The organism is Aquicella lusitana, from assembly GCF_902459475.1.
Lineage (GTDB): Bacteria > Pseudomonadota > Gammaproteobacteria > DSM-16500 > DSM-16500 > Aquicella > Aquicella lusitana.
In genome coordinates, this window is sequence record NZ_LR699115.1 from 159,296 (window position 1) to 177,620 (window position 18,325).

At 42.0% G+C, this 18,325-nt stretch carries 15 protein-coding genes; 8 read left to right on the top strand and 7 right to left on the bottom strand.

Annotated features, from left to right (window positions below; all coding sequences use genetic code 11):
* Window positions 1-116 precede the first annotated feature (116 nt).
* Window positions 117-2,447, top strand: coding sequence for a mechanosensitive ion channel family protein (locus AQUSIP_RS10810; protein ID WP_114834746.1), 2,331 nt, complete (start codon window positions 117-119; stop codon window positions 2,445-2,447).
* A gap of 12 nt (window positions 2,448-2,459) precedes the next feature.
* Here AQUSIP_RS10810 and AQUSIP_RS10815 read toward each other — a convergent pair whose 3' ends face one another.
* Genes AQUSIP_RS10815 through AQUSIP_RS10825 form a run of 3 tightly spaced genes read right to left on the bottom strand, consistent with a single transcriptional unit; the run spans window position 2,460 to window position 6,020 of the window.
* Complete coding sequence (locus AQUSIP_RS10815) at window positions 2,460-4,232, bottom strand: SLC13 family permease (protein ID WP_114834745.1); 1,773 nt, start codon at window positions 4,230-4,232, stop codon at window positions 2,460-2,462.
* Between the two features lie 30 nt (window positions 4,233-4,262).
* Window positions 4,263-4,718 (bottom strand): universal stress protein, encoded by a 456-nt coding sequence (locus AQUSIP_RS10820; protein ID WP_114834744.1) that lies wholly within the window; start codon window positions 4,716-4,718, stop codon window positions 4,263-4,265.
* A gap of 24 nt (window positions 4,719-4,742) precedes the next feature.
* Window positions 4,743-6,020 carry a Glu/Leu/Phe/Val family dehydrogenase gene (locus AQUSIP_RS10825; RefSeq protein WP_114834743.1) on the bottom strand — a complete coding sequence of 426 codons (1,278 nt, stop codon included), beginning with the start codon at window positions 6,018-6,020 and terminating at the stop codon, window positions 4,743-4,745.
* Window positions 6,021-6,190: 170 nt separating this feature from the next.
* Between AQUSIP_RS10825 and AQUSIP_RS10830 the strand changes: the two genes are divergently transcribed.
* Complete coding sequence (locus AQUSIP_RS10830; protein WP_114834742.1) at window positions 6,191-6,916, top strand: VIT1/CCC1 transporter family protein; 726 nt, start codon at window positions 6,191-6,193, stop codon at window positions 6,914-6,916.
* 10 nt (window positions 6,917-6,926) lie between these two features.
* Here AQUSIP_RS10830 and pdxH read toward each other — a convergent pair whose 3' ends face one another.
* Window positions 6,927-7,553, bottom strand: coding sequence for a pyridoxamine 5'-phosphate oxidase (gene pdxH, locus AQUSIP_RS10835; protein WP_114834789.1), 627 nt, complete (start codon window positions 7,551-7,553; stop codon window positions 6,927-6,929).
* Between the two features lie 226 nt (window positions 7,554-7,779).
* Between pdxH and AQUSIP_RS10840 the strand changes: the two genes are divergently transcribed.
* From AQUSIP_RS10840 to AQUSIP_RS10850, 3 genes are all read left to right on the top strand, one after another.
* Entirely contained in the window at window positions 7,780-9,084 is a 1,305-nt protein-coding gene (locus tag AQUSIP_RS10840; RefSeq protein ID WP_114834788.1) for an erythromycin esterase family protein, read from the top strand.
* Window positions 9,081-9,293: a hypothetical protein gene (locus AQUSIP_RS10845; protein WP_114834741.1), complete on the top strand. Its 213-nt coding sequence runs from the start codon at window positions 9,081-9,083 to the stop codon at window positions 9,291-9,293. The genes AQUSIP_RS10840 and AQUSIP_RS10845 overlap by 4 nt, the downstream gene beginning before the upstream one ends.
* Window positions 9,294-9,449: 156 nt before the next feature.
* Window positions 9,450-11,450, top strand: a complete 2,001-nt coding sequence (locus AQUSIP_RS10850) for a hypothetical protein (protein ID WP_114834740.1) — start codon at window positions 9,450-9,452, stop codon at window positions 11,448-11,450.
* Here the strand turns inward: AQUSIP_RS10850 and AQUSIP_RS10855 are convergent.
* Complete coding sequence (locus AQUSIP_RS10855; protein ID WP_170131833.1) at window positions 11,447-12,607, bottom strand: site-2 protease family protein; 1,161 nt, start codon at window positions 12,605-12,607, stop codon at window positions 11,447-11,449. The two genes, AQUSIP_RS10850 and AQUSIP_RS10855, sit on opposite strands and share 4 nt — an antisense overlap.
* A gap of 311 nt (window positions 12,608-12,918) precedes the next feature.
* Between AQUSIP_RS10855 and AQUSIP_RS10860 the strand changes: the two genes are divergently transcribed.
* The 3 genes from AQUSIP_RS10860 to AQUSIP_RS10870 all read left to right on the top strand — a co-directional run bounded on the left by AQUSIP_RS10860 (window position 12,919) and on the right by AQUSIP_RS10870 (window position 16,431).
* A complete protein-coding gene (locus tag AQUSIP_RS10860; protein WP_114834738.1) occupies window positions 12,919-14,601 on the top strand; it encodes a cytochrome P450 in 1,683 nt (560 codons plus the stop codon).
* A 36-nt stretch (window positions 14,602-14,637) separates the two neighbouring features.
* Window positions 14,638-15,825, top strand: coding sequence for a murein transglycosylase A (gene mltA, locus AQUSIP_RS10865; protein ID WP_114834737.1), 1,188 nt, complete (start codon window positions 14,638-14,640; stop codon window positions 15,823-15,825).
* Between the two features lie 180 nt (window positions 15,826-16,005).
* Window positions 16,006-16,431, top strand: a complete 426-nt coding sequence (locus AQUSIP_RS10870; RefSeq protein WP_114834787.1) for an RT0821/Lpp0805 family surface protein — start codon at window positions 16,006-16,008, stop codon at window positions 16,429-16,431.
* A gap of 89 nt (window positions 16,432-16,520) precedes the next feature.
* Here the strand turns inward: AQUSIP_RS10870 and AQUSIP_RS10875 are convergent, their stop codons facing one another.
* Together AQUSIP_RS10875 and AQUSIP_RS10880 are read right to left on the bottom strand one after the other, a co-directional pair.
* Window positions 16,521-17,330 (bottom strand): Tim44 domain-containing protein, encoded by an 810-nt coding sequence (locus AQUSIP_RS10875; protein WP_232058701.1) that lies wholly within the window; start codon window positions 17,328-17,330, stop codon window positions 16,521-16,523.
* A gap of 95 nt (window positions 17,331-17,425) precedes the next feature.
* Window positions 17,426-18,175, bottom strand: coding sequence for a DUF2189 domain-containing protein (locus AQUSIP_RS10880; protein WP_114834736.1), 750 nt, complete (start codon window positions 18,173-18,175; stop codon window positions 17,426-17,428).
* Between the last annotated feature and the right edge of the window lie 150 nt (window positions 18,176-18,325).

Sequence of the window (18,325 nt, forward strand, 5' to 3'; positions counted from 1 at the left end):
TAAAAAAAGAATAACTGCTGTCTTTGCCGTCCCATTGGTTAGGCTTTTGATATAATGTAGCTATAAATACCATATTATGCCGTTAATGGATAATCTTTGAAGGATGTTTTTATAAAATGGATCTAAAAGCATTTACCAAGATCATCGCTATCCTCATTTTCACTATCTGCTGTATATTTCAGCCTCTTCATGCCCAAAATAAAATGGGAGAAGCCGTTTTTTCCCCAGCTGCATGGAGCAAAGATCTGGATAGCATTAAGAAAAAAATTACTACTGAGGCGTGGACTTCCATCTCTTTAAAAGAAACCATCGGTGCAGTGATTGCATTGCAAAAGCAGGCAAACGAATGCACCAACAACACAAAAAAAGAGCTTGAGAAAATAAATACGGCTCTTATGGGATCAAATACTGGAAAACTAGACAGCCAAGCCGAATCCCCGCGTATTGATGAAACCAAATCAAATTTAGACAAAAGAAGATCTGAATTAAACCAATTGTATGCCGAATGCCAGTTAGTTTTGCTGCGTGCGCAGGATATTTTCTCTGATCTCCAAGCACGTGAACAATTACTGATTACAGCCCAGTTATTCTCCAAAGCACCTTCGGTTATTGAAAACCTCACGCAATTGCCAACGATTCAATCGGTTGAAAATCAATTTAATTTGAACATCTTTAACCAAAAATTAGGCGTTACTTATTTAACCAGTAGTAATCTTGGCATGTTAATAATATTAATCGTGCTAAGTATAATGGCTGGCTATGGTACACGGCGATGGTGTCGCAATAGAGAAGGTATATCGGACCAATCGCTGCTTGGATTCAATATAACAGCTGTTGTTTTTCAATATGCGTATGCTCTATTTATTACGCTTGCGCTTGCCATTTTCTTTACGTTTTATACACTGCCGGCGATATTATCTACTTATCTGGCAACAATAAGTATCGCCTTGTTTATTTACACAGCGCTTGTCGCCATCATTAAAAGTCTGTTTTATCCGCCACCACCAGCGCAGCCTTTAATCATATTTCCTGGCAAAATACCGCGTTTTTTTAGCCGTCGATTGTTTTATTTGTTAACGCTTTTATTAGCTTATTATGTCGTTACTACGCTGTTTCAAGATCAGGAATTGCTTGTTCCGATTAGACAATTAACCGACTCTCTGTTTATCACATTGCTTAGCATTAGTTTAATCAGCATTATCTTTGTCACCACTCGAATTCCTAAATTGTTTTACGAATGGGAGCATGTACGTAAAACCTTAAACATCGTCTTCAGCATTACGCTATTGGTTATTCTGATTGCCGAATGGAGTGGTTACCATTTATTCGCTCTCTATCTGGTCCAAAACATAGCCGCTTCAATCGCGATTGTTCTTGCTGCTTGGCTACTACATATTCCCATCAAAAAAGGAATTCGCGCTTTAAAAAAACAGGAGACATTTCGCTATTATCTTGGCGTGCGTCGCCATAAAGAAATTCTGGAATTAACACTGTGTTACATCGCAGCCATGATGATTATCTGGGGCGGAGTAATCGTACTTCTGCTAAAAACGTGGATACCTTCAACCGCATATTTCAACCAAATAATGCGTGCGGTGATGGATGGTTTTACATTCGCAGGGTTGCGAATTATTCCAAGCCAGGTCTTGCTGGCATTAGTGGTATTTACTCTCTTGGCTTTAGCCAATCGCTGGCTGCAAAGTTATGTCAGTCGTCATAGCCGCTCCTACGTGGAAGAAGGTGCGCAGGTAGCCATTGCTACCATCATGGGTTATTCCGGTTTCGTGATTATTTTGATCATTGCCCTGGTCGTTGCCGGTGTTAATTTTACAGGACTTGCCATCATCGCTGGCGCGCTCTCTGTAGGCATAGGCTTCGGTCTGCAAAATATCGTTAATGATTTTATTTCCGGACTAATTTTATTGATTGAAGAGCCTATTAGACCAGGCGACAGAATTTATGTAGATAATATTGAGGGTTTTGTTAGAAGGGTGCGATTGCGTTCTACGCAAATTGTGACGCTTGATAATTCCGATGTATTTGTCCCTAATTCTAAAATTACCTCAACCAATCTTACCAATTACATGTTCAGAAACACGAAATGGCGTGTCATTTGCACGATTGGAATCGCCTATGGCTGCGATCTTGAATTAGCAAAGAAAACACTTCTGGAAGTGGCTACAGCACATAAAGAAGTCATACAAGAAGGTCCCGATGCACCTAAAGTACTCTTTAGAAAATTTAACGACAGTAGTTTGCAATTTGATTTACTGTGCATTATCAATGACGTCAACAATAAATATCGCATAGAAAGCGAATTAAATTTCGCCATCGCAGAAGCGTTCAAGAAGAAGCGAATCGATATTCCCTTTCCCCAACAAGACATTCACATTAAAGAATTACCTGAAGAAGTCACATTGGCAAAACGTGATAGTCCTGAAGAATAGCCATATCTGTTCCTACAATGGCCATATCCACAGCAACGCGGGCACTGCAACGCAAACTGTAATTAGTTCGAGCGGCAAGCCCAACCGCGGGTAATCGAAAAATTTATAACCGCCCGGACCCATCACCATCGTGTAATTATGATAGGCGATAGGTGTTAAAAACGAGCAGGATGCACCAATTGCAACCGCCATTAGAAATGTATCCACGTTTGCATGAGAACTTTCCGCAATACGTACAGCAATGGGAGCCATTACAAGCACCGTAGCAACATTATTCATAAAGTCAGATAGCAGCATCGTGACTATCAATATCGCTGTCAAGGCAAATATAGGTGAATATTGACCAGAAATACTCATGAAACCATCTGTAATAATTTTAGCGGCGCCCGTAGATTGCAATGCCTCACCAACAGGTATAAACGTGGCCAAAAATAAAAGCACAGGCCAGTCAATGCTTTGATACATCATTCTGGGTGACATCAAATTTGCCAGGATAAGGACCAAAACTGCAGCAGTAAATGCAATTTCGATGGGCAATACCTGCAGGGTGACCAGCACAATGGCGATAAAGAAAATAGCAATCGGCAAAATTCTTTTTCTGGTGACTTCAACATCTATTCCCCGTTCTACTAATGGCAGAAAGCCAAGACTCACGATAGTTTCTTGTAATGTTTCTACATTTCCCTGCAGCAATACGACATCGCCGGATGCAAAACGTATATCATTCAGATTCTGCCTAAATGATATACCCTTTCGCGAAAGGGCCAGCAGATTGAGTGCATACCTTGAGCGTAATTTCATCATTTTCGCAGATCGGCCAATCGCATCGGAATCAGGCGGCACGACGGCTTCCATAATCGCTATCTCTTTTGAAGACAATTCAGCGGATGAGATCGGTTTATCACCGACCAGTTTAAACTTGCCAGCCTTGACTACTTTTTCCAGACTTTCATGCGGGGCTTCAAAAATTAACACATCATCGATATGAATGTATTTCTTATTGGGGAATGAAAATTGTTTCTTACCATTTCGAGTAATAGCAATCAACTCGAATTCAGCTTCAATTTTTTTCTGCATCTCTTCTACCGTCTTACCTACAAAAGGCGAATCTTCGGGGACTTTAACCTCTATCATGTAATCTGATATCTGAAATAAATCTTCCGCCTTGGCGGCGCTGCGTCGGACGGGAATAAGTCGCCAGCCAAAAAAAATAATGAATAGAATACCTGCCAACGCAATCAGGATACCAACCGGCGTATAATCAAACATATTAAAATAGTCACCCGTTATTTTTTCTCTATAATAGGAAATAAGAATATTGGGTGGCGTGCCAATCAGTGTTGTTACCCCGCCAAACACGGATCCGAACGCAATGGGCATCAACACCAATGAGGGTGATTTGCCATTTTTGATAAAAGTTTGTATGGCGATAGGCATCATCAGCGCTAAGGCACCAACATTATTCATAAATGATGATAAAACCGCCGTTATCACGGTCAAGGTACCCACATGAATAAATGTGTTTTTGAACAGGAATTCTATTTTTCTGATCAGATAATCCAACAAACCGGATTGGCTGACGGCTTTGGTTAAAATCATTACGCATGCCACCGTGACAACGGCAGGATTGCTAAAGCCTGCAAACGCCTGGTTAAAAGGTACGATTCCAACAAATACCGCGATTATTAGTATCAAAAGCCCAACTACATCATAGCGCCAGTATTCTACGATAAATAAAATCATTGCCAAAATTAAAAGCGCGATAAGCAGGTAAGGTTGGTACATTATATCTTCCCCGCTCTATCTCTGGGTTTGCTAATCATCCTGCTTGCTCCGAAATAATAGTATGGGTATAGTGGTCTTTCGCAACACTTCTTCAGCAGTGCTCCCCAATATGAGGCGCTTCATACCCCGTCTGCCATGCGTTCCTATTACGATCAAACTTGCTCGCCATTTTTTGGCATCTTCAATAATTTCATCCGATACAGTACCTATCACAGCACTAAATTCTATCAATTTTTTCTCAGTTTTAACTTTTTTCTTTTCGGCAAGTTCAGCTGATTTTTTTAAAAGGTGCTCTGCGCTTTTTTGCATACTTTCTCGTAACGCATCAATATTGATTCCTTCACCGCCAACAGCATGAGTCGTGTAATTAACCACATGAACAATTCGCAGCTTCGCTTTTTGCTCTCTGGCTAATTCAATTGCCTTTTTCAATGCGAGTTTTGCTGTTTTGCTGTCATCCATCGTTACCAGGATACGCTTAAACATTTTTGTGCTTCCTTGTTTCTTGCGCTAACGGATTCCTGAAAAGTAATCGTGTGTTCCCTGTGCCGTCACTGCTTCCGCATACCTGCTCAGCGCATGAATATAGGCAGCGGTCCGCATTTCCGTTTTATGCTGTATCATCAGCTGGCAAACCTGATTAAATTCGCGTGTCATAATGGTATGTAACCGTTGATGCACTTCTTCCTCAGACCAGTAAAAACCCGACTTGTTCTGCACCCACTCAAAGTAACTTACTGTCACACCGCCGGCGTTAGCAAGAATATCCGGCACTACTAAAATGCCTTTTTTCTGCAACACAGGCTCTGCATCGAAAGTGGTAGGCCCATTAGCGATTTCTACTATGACATCTGCTTTAATTTTTGACGCATTCTGCTTAGTGATCTGGTTTTCAATAGCTGCGGGAATTAAGAGATCCACATCGAGTTCGAGTAATGCAGCATTCGTGATATGATCCACATCTTTTAACTGGCAAACCGAACGTTTACAATATCCCATATAGAGTTCTTCAGAATTTTCTTTAATGTGAATCAGCTCATCCACATCAAGCCCATCCGCATGGTAAACTCCACCGCTTGAGTCACTGACGGCTACTATTTTATACCCATCTTCATACAGCAATTTGGCAATATGTCTGCCTGCGTTTCCAAATCCCTGTATCGCAACCTTTGTCTCTTTTACTTTCCATTTCTTATCCTTCCTCAGCTCTTTAATGCAATAGTAAGCACCTCGCGCAGTCGCCCCTTTTCTTCCTTGGCTACCACCCAGGGGGATCGGTTTACCCGTAATGACGGCGGGAGTAAATTGCCGTACGATAGTCGAATATTCATCCATCATCCAACCCATGATGATCTCATTCGTGTAAACATCCGGCGCAGGAATATCAATATCAGGACCAATAAAATCCGCGATCCTTTCTATGTAGCTGCGGCTGACTCGTTCCACTTCCATACGCGACAGTTGCTTGGGATCAAGGCAAATACCGCCTTTTGCTCCGCCGAATGGAATACCAACGACCGCACATTTAATAGTCATCCAGAATGCTAATGTTTTAATTTCTTCTAATCCAAGATTAGGATGATAGCGAATTCCGCCTTTTGTGGGCCCGCGAATATCATTATGATGAACCCGATAGCCTTTAAAAATACGTAACTGGCCGTTATCCATGCGTACTGGAAAAGCGACTTCAAGGCAGGCTTTGGGGTGCTTTAATTTTTCTACTGCTTCAGCATCGATCCTGACATAAGCAGCAGCCTTATCGAGACGTTTTAATGCATCCTGGTACATTGTCATGTGACTGGAATTCCCGTTTCCATTCTTCATTATACAGGAAATAATCCATGCGAAGAGGAAAATAAAGCATCGTTATTTATCGACGACAAAGCTTATTGCATTGATTGAATCTGCGTAAAAATGCTAACGTATATAATATCCCTGCACGGAGTGATGTCGCTATTATGCCCCACTATAAAGCTCCTTCTCCTGCGTCCCTGTCTGCCCGGCTAGTAAAAATTCCCGCTCAAAGCTATTTACGCGACTGGATTTATGGCGGCATTGATGGGACAGTGACAACCTTTGCCGTTGTCTCAGGGGTGGTGGGCGGCCAGCTCTCGCCACTGGTTATTTTAATATTGGGCTTTGCCAATCTTCTCGCTGATGGATTCTCCATGGCAGCAAGCAATTACTTGGGAACCAAGTCGGAATCTGAACAATATCAGCATTATAAGGCAATAGAATCCAACAACATTGAAACAGCACCGCAAGTTAAAAAAAATGATATAAAAGAAATTTTTTCCAGCAAAGGAGTAGAAGGCAACACGCTCGACAAGGTAACCGACGCTATCACCGCCAATAAATCACTATGGATCGATACCTTATTGAGGGAACAGTATGGATTACCCATGGCCATCCGGTCTCCCTATAAGGCCGCACTCTATACATTTTGTGCTTTTGTTCTGTTTGGTCTGGTACCTTTACTGCCTTATGTCTTCAGTATTGCCAGTCCTTTTTTCTGGTCGTGTCTGTTAACGGGTGTCGTATTTTTTGTGATTGGTTCAGTCAAAAGCCACTGGTCGCTTCACTCCTGGCTACACTCCGGTGTTGAAACACTGGCGATAGGCGCCATTACTGCATTCCTGGCCTATATCATCGGCTGGCTGCTACGGGTATATTTGACAACATGAAATATGTTTATCAGGGCGCCAAACGCATGATTTTCCACCGCTGGTTCTCGAGAATATAAAGCAGCCTGTCATGCGCCCGCCAATCTCGACTCTGAAAAAATTCATACTCAAAAGGAACCAGCGCATATCCACCCCAATAGTCCGGGCAGGGAATAACTCGTCCCGAAAATTTTTTTTCCGCTTCATTGAATTTTGTATTTAATTCTTCCCGGTTAGCCAAAACTGTACTTTGAATCCAGGCCTGTGCGCCTAACTGGGTTTCCCTAGGTCGTGTAGCAAAATAGGATTCGCTTTTACTTCGTTCCACTTTTTTTACCTTTCCGCGAATTCTGACCTGCCGCGCAGTATGGGGCCAATAAAAATTCAGCGCGGCCGCATTATGTTTGGAAAGTTGCTTAGCTTTTTTGCTTTCATAATTGGTATAAAAAATAAAACAATGACTTTCCAGTTCCTTAAGCAAAACGACTCGCGCATCCGGCTCCCCCTTCTCATCCACTGTTGCCAACACCATGGCATTGGCCGGATAGGGTTCAAATTGCAGTGCTTCATTAAACCAGATAACAAATTGCTCAAACGGATCTGCTTTTGCATCTTTCTTGCGAAGCGCCTGGTGACGAGGATTAGATTTTATATTCATTATCTTCCGGTTCAAATCGGCCAAATCCATTTGTTTCCCCCTAACTATTTTGTTTTTTATGACAGCGAGTTAAATTTTCGCACGATGCGCAGCCATAATGAAATACTTATCTGTAGAGCATCGCCCAAGGAATATTTTGTCCTTAATAACCCAAAATTTTGATATGCTATTTCAGAAAGGAGCAACAAGAAGCATTGCATCTGCATCCATTAATAAGGAAGTTAGCATGAGCAAAGAAGCTTATCATCATCTGGTCAATCTCCTGACAAACACTGTTAAACCACTTTCGATGAAAGATCGCTACGCATCCTTGCTCGAAAAAATTGGCGACTCACGCTTTGTCTTGATTGGTGAAGCTTCTCACGGGACACATGAGTTTTATCAAGCCCGCATCGACATCACAAAAGAACTTATCAAGGAAAAAGATTTTATGGCTGTCGCTATCGAAGGCGACTGGCCAGATGCCTATCGCATCCATCGCTATTTGCAGGGAGCCGGCAGTAAAGAGAATTGTGACGAAGCCCTAAGCGGCTTCAAGCGGTTTCCACGATGGATGTGGCGCAACAAAACAATCCCGCCTTTCCTCAAATGGCTACGCACACATAACGATCATTTGGCTTCAATAGATCACAAAGTCGGCTTTTATGGTCTCGACCTATACAGCTTATACACTTCCATACAGGCTGTCATTACCTACCTGGCAAAAGTGGATCCGGAAGCAGCCGAGCGCGCACGATTACGTTACGCTTGCTTTGATCATGTCAAACCTGATCCACAAACCTATGGCTATCTCACCAGCTCAGGCATAAAAAAAGGATGCCAAAAGGAAGCCATTGAACAAATCATCGAATTGCAGCACCATGCATTTGATTATGTAAAACAGGATGAGCTGTCCGCCGCAGATGAATTTTTCTATGCGTCACAAAATGCGCGGTTGATTAAAAATGCTGAGACTTATTATCGTACCATGTTCGAAGGCCACGTCGCTTCCTGGAACGTGCGTGACCAGCATATGGCAGAAACACTCACCGTGCTTGCGGACCATCTCGAAAATCGCTTTAACAAGCCTGCCAAAATTATTGTATGGGCACACAATTCTCATATAGGTGATGCCCGCGCTACCGAAATGGGTGAACAAGGCGAAATGAACCTTGGGCAATTCGTGCGGGAACAACATCTCGAGGTTTATTCTATTGGCTTTTCCACTTATGAAGGATTTGTCACTGCAGCATCCGATTGGGACGGAAAAGAAGAATCTAAGCGCATCAATCCAGGTCTTGAAGGAAGTTACGAAACATTATTTCATGATGTCGGACAGGACGCTTTTCAACTTGACCTGCGAGGTAACCAAGAGCTTGAGCACTACCTGCATCTTCCTCGACTGCAACGCGCTATTGGCGTTATTTACCGGCCAGAAAGTGAGCGCACCAGTCATTATTTTTTTACTCGACTGCCTTATCAATTTGATACACTGATTCACTTCGATAAAACAACAGCAGTAGAACCCATAGACGCGACTGAGCAAGCATGAAATCAGAAAAAAAGCGATTCTATTTTTTATTATTAACCGCATCAGCACTAGCTGCCGTCAATCTATCTGAGACAGAAATTATTGATCGCGCTATCAACACTGATAAAATATCCGAAGCGACGACGGTGGTAAAAAAGAATAGCGATCTGTATTTTTTAAACGATAAAAAAGAAAAGAAACATTCTGCTCACAATGAACCTGGACCGTAATTATTGATCGTTAATACTGAAAGCCACATGCAAAAAATAGCTTCAAAAAACCCCATCTCTAAGGCCCACCATCAAGTACTAAACTAATCTATACTAGTAGGGAGAAACAACACTGACTGGCGTAATTTAATCCTTTGTTTTACAAAGAGAAATAATATGAATGCCAGAGAAGAATACGACCAAGATTTCATCATTGACATCATGAATGCAATAAGCACTTCCGATTCACAGGTAAGTGAATCCGGCGTGTGCGCAGGCATCGGCATGCTTGCGGTTCAGGCATTTTTAGCCGGTGAAATTCATGCATTCTCCCAGCGTATGGATAAATTGTACCGATTATGGATGGCCTTCGGTGGTAATAGCTATTTAGGATTTGACAAGGACGCTTTCAAAGAAAAAATTGAAGCCCTTCAAAAACAATTAGCAGATGAAAGTAAAAAAACACGGAAAATTAAAAATGTTAACACTAAAAATGTTGTCGATGACTTGGAATCTATTGATTTTGAATTCGATTATTATGAAATTCCTTCAGATATTGATAATCAAGATATTATTGACATGCTGGCAACACATAACATTATCTATTTATACCAATACCCAGAACGCTGTTTGGAAATATTCGGTGAAAAATTAACACAAAATAACCTTCAGAAAATTTCAACGATTGCCGGCTCTTTAAAATTGGATAAAATAGCGAAGACGCATCAATCCATCCATCAGGATAAAGCAGTTGCTGAAGCAGATGTTTTAATACCAGATAGCTGGTCTGGCATGTATACCCAGGATGAGCTATTCAAATATTGTTCGTCTTTGACTCAAGCAGCACAAAAAAATAATGAAGCATTTTCTGTTGTTTTAGAAAGCATTGTACATCGAATTGTTATTTGCTATGAGAATGGTGCGTGGTTGTTTATTAATCCCAGCAGTCTACCAGTCAAGACAATAACGTCCGCCAATGAATTGGCGTTAGAAATTAATAATGCGTTAGTTGACATCGACCTGCATAGAAGATTAGGAAAAGATAACTCCGTAACGGGATTTAGTACGACGATTTGTACGACACCTGATAAAAAACCGGCCATTGAATCCATGTTGAAAGATCTCAAATCTTCTCCATCCTATCTTGAAACGCATACCATAACACGCCATAAAGCTCAGCTTGAAAACTGGTACCGCAGCGAGAAAGGTGAAATTAAAAAAAATACATTATTACGCATGGCCGCGATAAATGGGCATACCGATACGGTTGATAATATTCTGTCTGAATTAAAACTGATTCCCGAAGCAGATTTGCTTTTTGCCTCAACAGCGTGCCATGGCGACAGTAAGATGCTGCACCTTTTCTCCTCGTTTGCGGACAAAGTGGATGAAGAAACCTTCTATGAATTGGCGAGAATAGCCGCACAGTATGGAAATACTTCTGTCCTTAGTGAAATGCTGATGAAAAACGAAAAGCGTTTTGATGAATTTTCCTGGATGATCGCAAGCACTGCCATTGATCATCAGCAGGAAAAGGTCATCCAATTCCTGACAAGCAAAAAGAAACTGGTTTTTGATCATGGAGGTGGATTAACGCTTGCTCTTCATGCCGTTAAAAAAGGGGACATAGACATGCTTGCTGTATTGGATAGAGCTACCAATTTTATTAAGAGTGACCGCTATTTCTGGGACACGGCCTTATGGGCTGCTAAAGAAAAACAATTTGCTGTGCTTGATTTTTTAGGCAACTATCGTCCTCAGGTTCTGGATTATAAAAAAGTCTCTCCGGAAGAAATCAAGTCTTTTTTAAAGGCATTGCGCGCGAAAGAAAAGACAAATGAAAAAACTCAAGAGACAAGTTCTCCTTCAATTGATCCTCTCGCTGAAAAGAATAAGATCATAAACCTGGTTAATCAGGCCAATATGACAAAGGAAAAATTGTTTAAAGTCATTCAGGATTCCCCGCTTTCTGCCATAGCTAAAATTCATCTTTATCAGGAAATATTGGATGACAAAGACAGTATTTTGGGAAAATTCTTTCGAGTAAAACGCGGTGGTTTCTTTTCGCCACCGGCGAGACTCGGCAAAGGCATGCTAAAAATTATTCAAGAAGAAAAAGAATCCTTGGAAAAGCTAATGCATCATACGCCAGAAACGAAAATTAAAAGTACAAATTAGCTTCGCTCTCCCTCCCCTATCTCCAGGTTCATTCTGATAAAAATAACAGACATTAAATCCTTCAGGGTAATGATGCCGTACAGTTTGCCGGCTTTTGTTACAATCAAGCGTCCATTATTTTGCGCAGACATCAACTGAAGCACACGGATGACTTTAGTGTCCGCATCTATCACATTTTCAGATGGACAAGTCTGCATGATTTCTCGCACACGCAAAGAAGGCCATTTTTCCTTTTGAGTCTGCTTGATATCATTAAATGAAATACTGCCAACCAGCTTTTCATCCTCCATGACAGGATAGAGTTTGTGGTAATATTTATAAAAATAATCGTCAACGAGCGCTTGCAATGTAATATTGGCATTCACCGCAACAGGATCTGTTTTGACGTATTTTCGTATGGATTCATTGCCAAAAAGTTCCCTGATGAGTAATTCCTGATAAGACGTTTTGGAAAGATATTGAAGAAAGAAGCCGAGCAAAAACATCCACAGACCGGAAATAAAAGCACCCTGGATCACCAGGAGCAGTCCGAATAAAATCATACCGAATCCAAATCCCGCCCCGGCTCTTGCAGCCACCTGGGTTGCCCAGCGCAAATCATCTTTCCACCACCAGAGAAACGACCGAAGTACGCGACCGCCGTCCAGCGGAAAGGCGGGAAGAAGATTAAAGATACCAACGATAATGTTAATAAGCCCCAAATAACGTATGATTCCATTGGCTTCATCGGGCCAATTGGCGAGCGTGCCCGCACGAAAAAGAATGTAAAGCAGAATACCAATCACAATACTAAAAGCAGGCCCTGCAATCGCCATCATAAATTCCGCTTTGGGGCTAGGCGGCATTTCGCGCATCTCCGCAACACCACCAAAGATAAACAGCTTAATACCTGCAATAGGCAAACCATAATGACGGCCCACCAGCGAATGACAAAGCTCATGGAAAATAATAGAAAGAAAAAGCCCGATAGCGCCAATGATTCCCATAGTCCAATAAGTACTCGTATCCAGATCCGGGTAATTGAATGGAAAATAACTGACGGAGAGCGACCAGGCAACGAGGATCGCCAGAAAAAACCATGACCAGTCGAGTCTCACTTCAAAGCCAAAAAGGCTAAATAAATAGAGCCCGGATTTTTCCATACTGTGTGGTTTCATTTTCATTCCTTGAGCAGCGAAACGTCTGCTATGCTCTCTCTCGCTGACGTCAGGCGTAAAAAGTATCGATCGCTTTTAATATAGCATGGTTCAGTTTGAAACAGTCTGCATATTCGATGTTCGCCGGCTCTTTTGGAAGTAAGTGTTCAAATTGATAATGCATATAATATATTGTAATATCCCCTCAAGTAAGGATTTGCCTAAAAAATAACCATATTTTAGGCAAAGGTGAATATTTTTCATTCGTTCGTTTATTTTAACGATTTCGTTAGCAATAGTTAGTCCGAAATAATACTGGAAGGAAAATAGCGATGTTCCATAAAGCAGTTAATCATCGTCAAACACATCTAAAAGCAAAGGTGACTATTAAGCGTGATGTTGAAAATAACACAGATACTGTTACCAAAATGATTTATCAGATCACAGGAACGCTCTCTAATTACATTAGCGGCGCGCACAATACTTATACCATCGCGATGAAGCATGATGGGGGAAGAGATCCAAACGCATTTCATCATTTTCTTAAAGAAGAATATGCAAAATTCCCCAAAGATAAAGTTAAGGTATTGATACTCCCAATTTTATCGCCTTCCATGACACAGGTATATCAGCGTGTTGTTGCTATTGGTAATCCCGTTATTTTAAATGAGTTACGCAAGATCCCCCGTACTGAAACCGTTTCTCCTGCTTATTATGATGAACACCCCGAGTCTCCTAAAATTGGCGGTGGAAGAGCCTTTGATTCTGTATTGGAAGCGATAGGCATGGGCGTTTTAAGCGCAGAACATTCTATTCATACGGCATTCACTCACCAAATGATTTCAACTTTGACAATTAAATCCATTGAAGGTGGTGAGACATGGTATAAAGACAACCCCTTTAAGCAGCGCTTTGTAAGTATTGTGAAAGAAGAAATAAACCAATTGATGGAGAAAATAAGAAAAGCGGAAAATCAAAATGAAACTATCCAGCTTGATTTCCGATTTTTTGCCTTAAAAATTTTTCTAAGAGGATTTTATCCTGAAGCGACTTGGGAAGATCAATGGATTCACCGTTTATCCCAAACCATTGAGGAAATTTCTGACGCAGCTTTTCGGTGCATTACCAATCCATACGCAAACCTTGCGCAGCTTCGGGAATCGGCCAAGACTAAACTTGATCCATTTATTGATTTAATCATGAAGGAAAACCAAGCATTTTATCTGAGTGATGAATATATTAAAAAAACAGATGCAGAGACAATAAGACAAATTATCATCTCATTGCTTTTTGCTGGCGGGGATAATATCAAAAAATTCTTGGATCACGTGCTGGTCGAATTCGGGAATGATGAAATTCGCAGCAAGTATTTACAGAAAAACTTAAGCAAGGAAGACCTTCATGTGCTGGTGATGGAAATTGGGAGACGTTATACAACCATCTATGCTCAACCTGGAAAAGCATTGGAAGATTTTATTATTGAATATGAAAAAGGGGACATAAAAGAAAAATTTTTCATCAAGGCGGGTGACGAGCTTCACTACACTACGTGGGAAGCGAATATGGATACAACGGAATGGGGTGAAACCGCCAAAGAATTTAATCCTGAAGAACATCAAAAACACTATGATATCTTAAACCCGCTAGCCACATTTGGTTCCGGATCAAGGATATGCCGCGGGAAATCAATCACCTTGGCGATTATCGAGCACTTTGTTGCTAAGGCAGTTGAAGAGTTTACGTGGGAGGCTCGGGTTGATGGCAAAAAGAATCATCATCCTACCGAATTTAATTTCAATCATGGTATTAAAGGTGAAATTCAATATACTTTTATTAAAAGACAGAGGCTAATGCACTCTCCTGTTTCAGAACGGATGGAAGAAAGCACCGTGCAATCTGACATTGATAATGCCTCCGTTGTTCCAGTGAGTTTGTTCCGCTTTCCAAAATCGCAACCCACTTCTAATGTCAGGCAGAATGTTATCGAGATAATAAGTGTACCAGGGTTACATTAAAGGTAATTTTACCGCCGCTGTTGCTAAGGATGACCCATGCTATCCCATCCAATGAAAATCATTGGCGCCAGTCTGCTCATCGTAGCGCTGGCGGTGGTGTTTGCATTTCATCATTTCCGGCCCTCAAGCCCATCCATGCGTCTGGATAAAACAACGTTCAATCGCCTGCATGGTTGGAATCAGGATAATTTAGCCCTGGCGTTTACTGCCTTTAAACAATCATGTACTGAAATTTTAAAACGACAACCTGACCAACCTTTTGGACCTCCGCAAGCGGCGTCGGTTCGTGACTGGCAAACCATCTGTTACGCAGCAAATCGCTTAAAAACGATTAACATGATCACAGCGCGTCAATTCTTCGAAAACTGGTTTGAACCTTATCTTGTCAAAAACGGCTCCTCCACTCAGGGATTATTTACCGGTTATTACTTACCCTTGTTATTCGTGAACTTGCAAAAAAACGGACAATATACAGTCCCAATCTATGGGTTGCCAAACGACCTGGTGCAGGTCAATTTGGGTGAATTTCAGCCTGCATTTAAAGGGAAATCCATTGTAGGGCAATTAAAAAATCATCGCTTGCGCCCCTATCCTGACCGGCAAGCTATTGAAACCGGCGCCATCGATGGAAAAGCGAAAGTTCTGTTTTGGAGCAATAACGCCATTGACGTTTTCTTCGCTCAGATACAGGGATCTGCAATGGTACAACTACCTAATCACCAGCAATTATTGATTGGTTACGCAGGCCATAATGGTCGCCCTTACACGGCAATCGGGTCAGTCTTAGTTGCAAATCATGCACTGGATAAGCAACATCTTTCCATGGATGCCATTCGCGCCTGGCTGACAGAGCATCCTGATCAAACCCAACCCGTCTTAAATCACAATGCTTCTTATGTATTTTTCAAGGTGCTAAAAGGTCATGACCCGCTCGGGACTGAACATGTACCTTTGACAACAGGGCGTTCACTCGCTGTTGATAAGCGATACCTCCCCTTAGGCGCCCCTATCTGGCTCGAGACAGATAGGCCGCTTTATCCATCTAAAGAGGCAACCGTCCCTTTGCGGCAACTGTTCATTGCCCAGGATACAGGAGGCGCCATCAATGGCATCGTACGAGGCGATGTTTACTGGGGCGCGGGTGAGAAAGCAGCTTTTGTTGCCGGTCACATGAAGAGTATTGGACAGTATTGGATATTACTACCAAAGAAACTCTCTAAGTAATAACCCTAAGTAGGCAATGACCCTACTTTCCCTTAAAATAAAAGGTTGTTAACACCATGCTTTGTCATTCATCATATCGAACAGGGTGGATAGCACATGGAAGATCGGGTCCAATAGCTAACGGAGGTTCTTATGCGAAGCGTTTTAACTAACTTTTTCCTTCTAATCTTGTGTATCAGTATGGCAGCATGTTCAACCAATACTCGTGAACAAAACACTGGTATCGGCGCTGTGACTGGCGCAGTCGTAGGCGGCCTTGCTGGCAGCGCGATTGGTTCAGGTACAGGACAGGTAGTAGCCATTGGAGCAGGCGCAATTGTGGGTGCTTTAGTCGGCGGCGCAATTGGACATTCCATGGACAGCTCAGACAATATGAGAGCAACCAATGCGATGGAAAATAATCCAACCAACAAATCCACGCACTGGAGAAACAAAAAATCCGGCACACGCTATACCGTCACACCCGTTAGCGGAAGAATGACTGTAAACGGCAATCCTAACTGCCGCAAATATCGTACTTCTGCGATTATTGATGGCAAGAGAAAAACAGTTTATGGCGTTGCTTGCCGTCAGGCAGATGGTTCATGGCAAACAGTAAGAACCTGATTGTTATTCCCGCACAATCAGCGTCTGAGATTTTCAGACGCTGATTAAGGGAACTTCACTCTACACCCCGCTTAACCATCCCGCTTCTATTAACTCTGTTGAATACCGGCAACAATCCAGCGCGAACTTTTCATATCTTTCTGGAAATGCCAAATTTCATTGAATGCAAGCGCAGGTTCATTGCTATCTTCACGGATCATTCCAGAGAAGCGTACGCTGGCTACTGGTATTTTTTCTTCGCGATCAAACAGAATGGTAGACTCAGTAGCGGTATCGAGTAATACGGCATCTAATGTCACTACTTCGGTAAAATTTTCTGCATTTCCGCGCTCATGTAATTGCAATTGAATTTCTGCAAATGCTTCGGGCGTGGTTAATTCTCTTATCAACCTTGTATTCTTCTGATCATAGGCCGCCTGTAATTGAATAAACTGCGCTTTGACATCACGCAAAAAAGTTTGTGAATCAAAATCGGCAGGAAAAGCGCCTGACCCAGCCACCTGGCTGGCAGGATGGGATGCATTATATAAGTAGTGATTTTTAAACGCAGTATTATAGGCTCCTGATTGTGCCATGGCTTGTTTGCGCTGGCGCCATAGACTCACCAACAATAAAACCGCACCCGCGACAAGCAGCCAGGCGATGATACCGCTTGCCAGGCCATTACTCATAAACAGATACGCCAGCAAGCCGCCCAACGCTAGTCCCGCCAGACGATTCACCCAAGGATTCGATAAGCCACTGCGTTGTGGTGTGCCAAATGAGCGAGTAGGATTGCTAATGGATCGGGACATGCCAAAGCTCCTTCCTCCGCCAAATCGTTTAGCCTGGGCATCATGCATCACAAGCCCAAGCGTCAGCAGCACCATACACAGAATTGAAATAAATTTACGCATCATGATTACCTCATTATTAAAAAATCAACTAAACGCCTATCACACCCGTTTTTCTCGCATACCCATGTTTTAAAAGAAGCAGATATTGCTGGAAATCTTTATTGTGCATTTTCCGGTTTGGCCAATCTTTTTAATCCATAAACATCCCTGAAAAGAATACCCATCACATTAAAACCCATGGGAATTGTCCAAATCAGGCCAATGCCAAACGGTATCATGCTAATAAAAGTAAGGATGACAATAATCAGGTAGCATACGATCACTTCCAGCCAATATTGTCCCATTTTGTCAAAAGCACTTTTGACGGCGGACAGCGTATCGATTTGCTTTGTAACGATAAGTGGTAAAGCAAATACGAGCATGGGTAGCGTTAAAAAAAGAAAAATAAGAAAAGTCACTAAATGAAGCAGCACACCAATAAATCCATGCGGTAAAGCCAGATTGGTAATAGCTACATACAACAGAATAAGCGGCAGCCAGAGCAAAAATAAATAAAACAATTTATCTTTTACCTTCAGACATTGAGAGAATATCAACAATAGGTTCACGGAAAGTCCGACCGATTGCCGCACACCCACCATGGCTGATACGGCTAGCACATACCAAAACAAGCTAAGTTCAAAGCAAGCCACAATCAGTGAAAGCACAAGTGATAAGGTACCCTCCCAAAAATAAGCAAAGGACGTGATCGTAAAAGTCAACAGAAGCGATCCGCCTGACATGATGAGCGAAAGGATAAATATAGGCATTTTCACACCCGTTACAAGCGCCCATGCTTCGCTGATGACATGACTGATAGTTAATTTTTTAGGCGCAGACGGTGGCGCTGTGTCATGACTAGCGCTCATAGTATTATCTCGCCACTGGCAAAAATGTCATAGATCAGTCGATAAAGCATTTTGCTGGCCATATGCTCTCGTTCGCTTAATGAAAACTTAAATAGTAGCACTTTCTTCGCTATTTTTAAGCAGAACGGCAAAAAAATATTGACACCCACT

Coding starts and splice junctions, on each gene's coding strand:
- AQUSIP_RS10870 (WP_114834787.1), top strand. CDS start 16,006: ATGGCAGCATGTTCAACCAATACTCGTGAACAAAACACTGGTATCGGC.
- AQUSIP_RS10850 (WP_114834740.1), top strand. CDS start 9,450: ATGAATGCCAGAGAAGAATACGACCAAGATTTCATCATTGACATCATG.
- AQUSIP_RS10815 (WP_114834745.1), bottom strand. CDS start 4,232: ATGTACCAACCTTACCTGCTTATCGCGCTTTTAATTTTGGCAATGATT.
- AQUSIP_RS10860 (WP_114834738.1), top strand. CDS start 12,919: ATGTTCCATAAAGCAGTTAATCATCGTCAAACACATCTAAAAGCAAAG.
- AQUSIP_RS10830 (WP_114834742.1), top strand. CDS start 6,191: ATGCCCCACTATAAAGCTCCTTCTCCTGCGTCCCTGTCTGCCCGGCTA.
- mltA (WP_114834737.1), top strand. CDS start 14,638: ATGCTATCCCATCCAATGAAAATCATTGGCGCCAGTCTGCTCATCGTA.
- pdxH (WP_114834789.1), bottom strand. CDS start 7,553: ATGAATATAAAATCTAATCCTCGTCACCAGGCGCTTCGCAAGAAAGAT.
- AQUSIP_RS10855 (WP_170131833.1), bottom strand. CDS start 12,607: ATGAAACCACACAGTATGGAAAAATCCGGGCTCTATTTATTTAGCCTT.
- AQUSIP_RS10810 (WP_114834746.1), top strand. CDS start 117: ATGGATCTAAAAGCATTTACCAAGATCATCGCTATCCTCATTTTCACT.
- AQUSIP_RS10840 (WP_114834788.1), top strand. CDS start 7,780: ATGAGCAAAGAAGCTTATCATCATCTGGTCAATCTCCTGACAAACACT.
- AQUSIP_RS10845 (WP_114834741.1), top strand. CDS start 9,081: ATGAAATCAGAAAAAAAGCGATTCTATTTTTTATTATTAACCGCATCA.
- AQUSIP_RS10820 (WP_114834744.1), bottom strand. CDS start 4,718: ATGTTTAAGCGTATCCTGGTAACGATGGATGACAGCAAAACAGCAAAA.
- AQUSIP_RS10875 (WP_232058701.1), bottom strand. CDS start 17,330: ATGATGCGTAAATTTATTTCAATTCTGTGTATGGTGCTGCTGACGCTT.
- AQUSIP_RS10880 (WP_114834736.1), bottom strand. CDS start 18,175: ATGAGCGCTAGTCATGACACAGCGCCACCGTCTGCGCCTAAAAAATTA.
- AQUSIP_RS10825 (WP_114834743.1), bottom strand. CDS start 6,020: ATGTACCAGGATGCATTAAAACGTCTCGATAAGGCTGCTGCTTATGTC.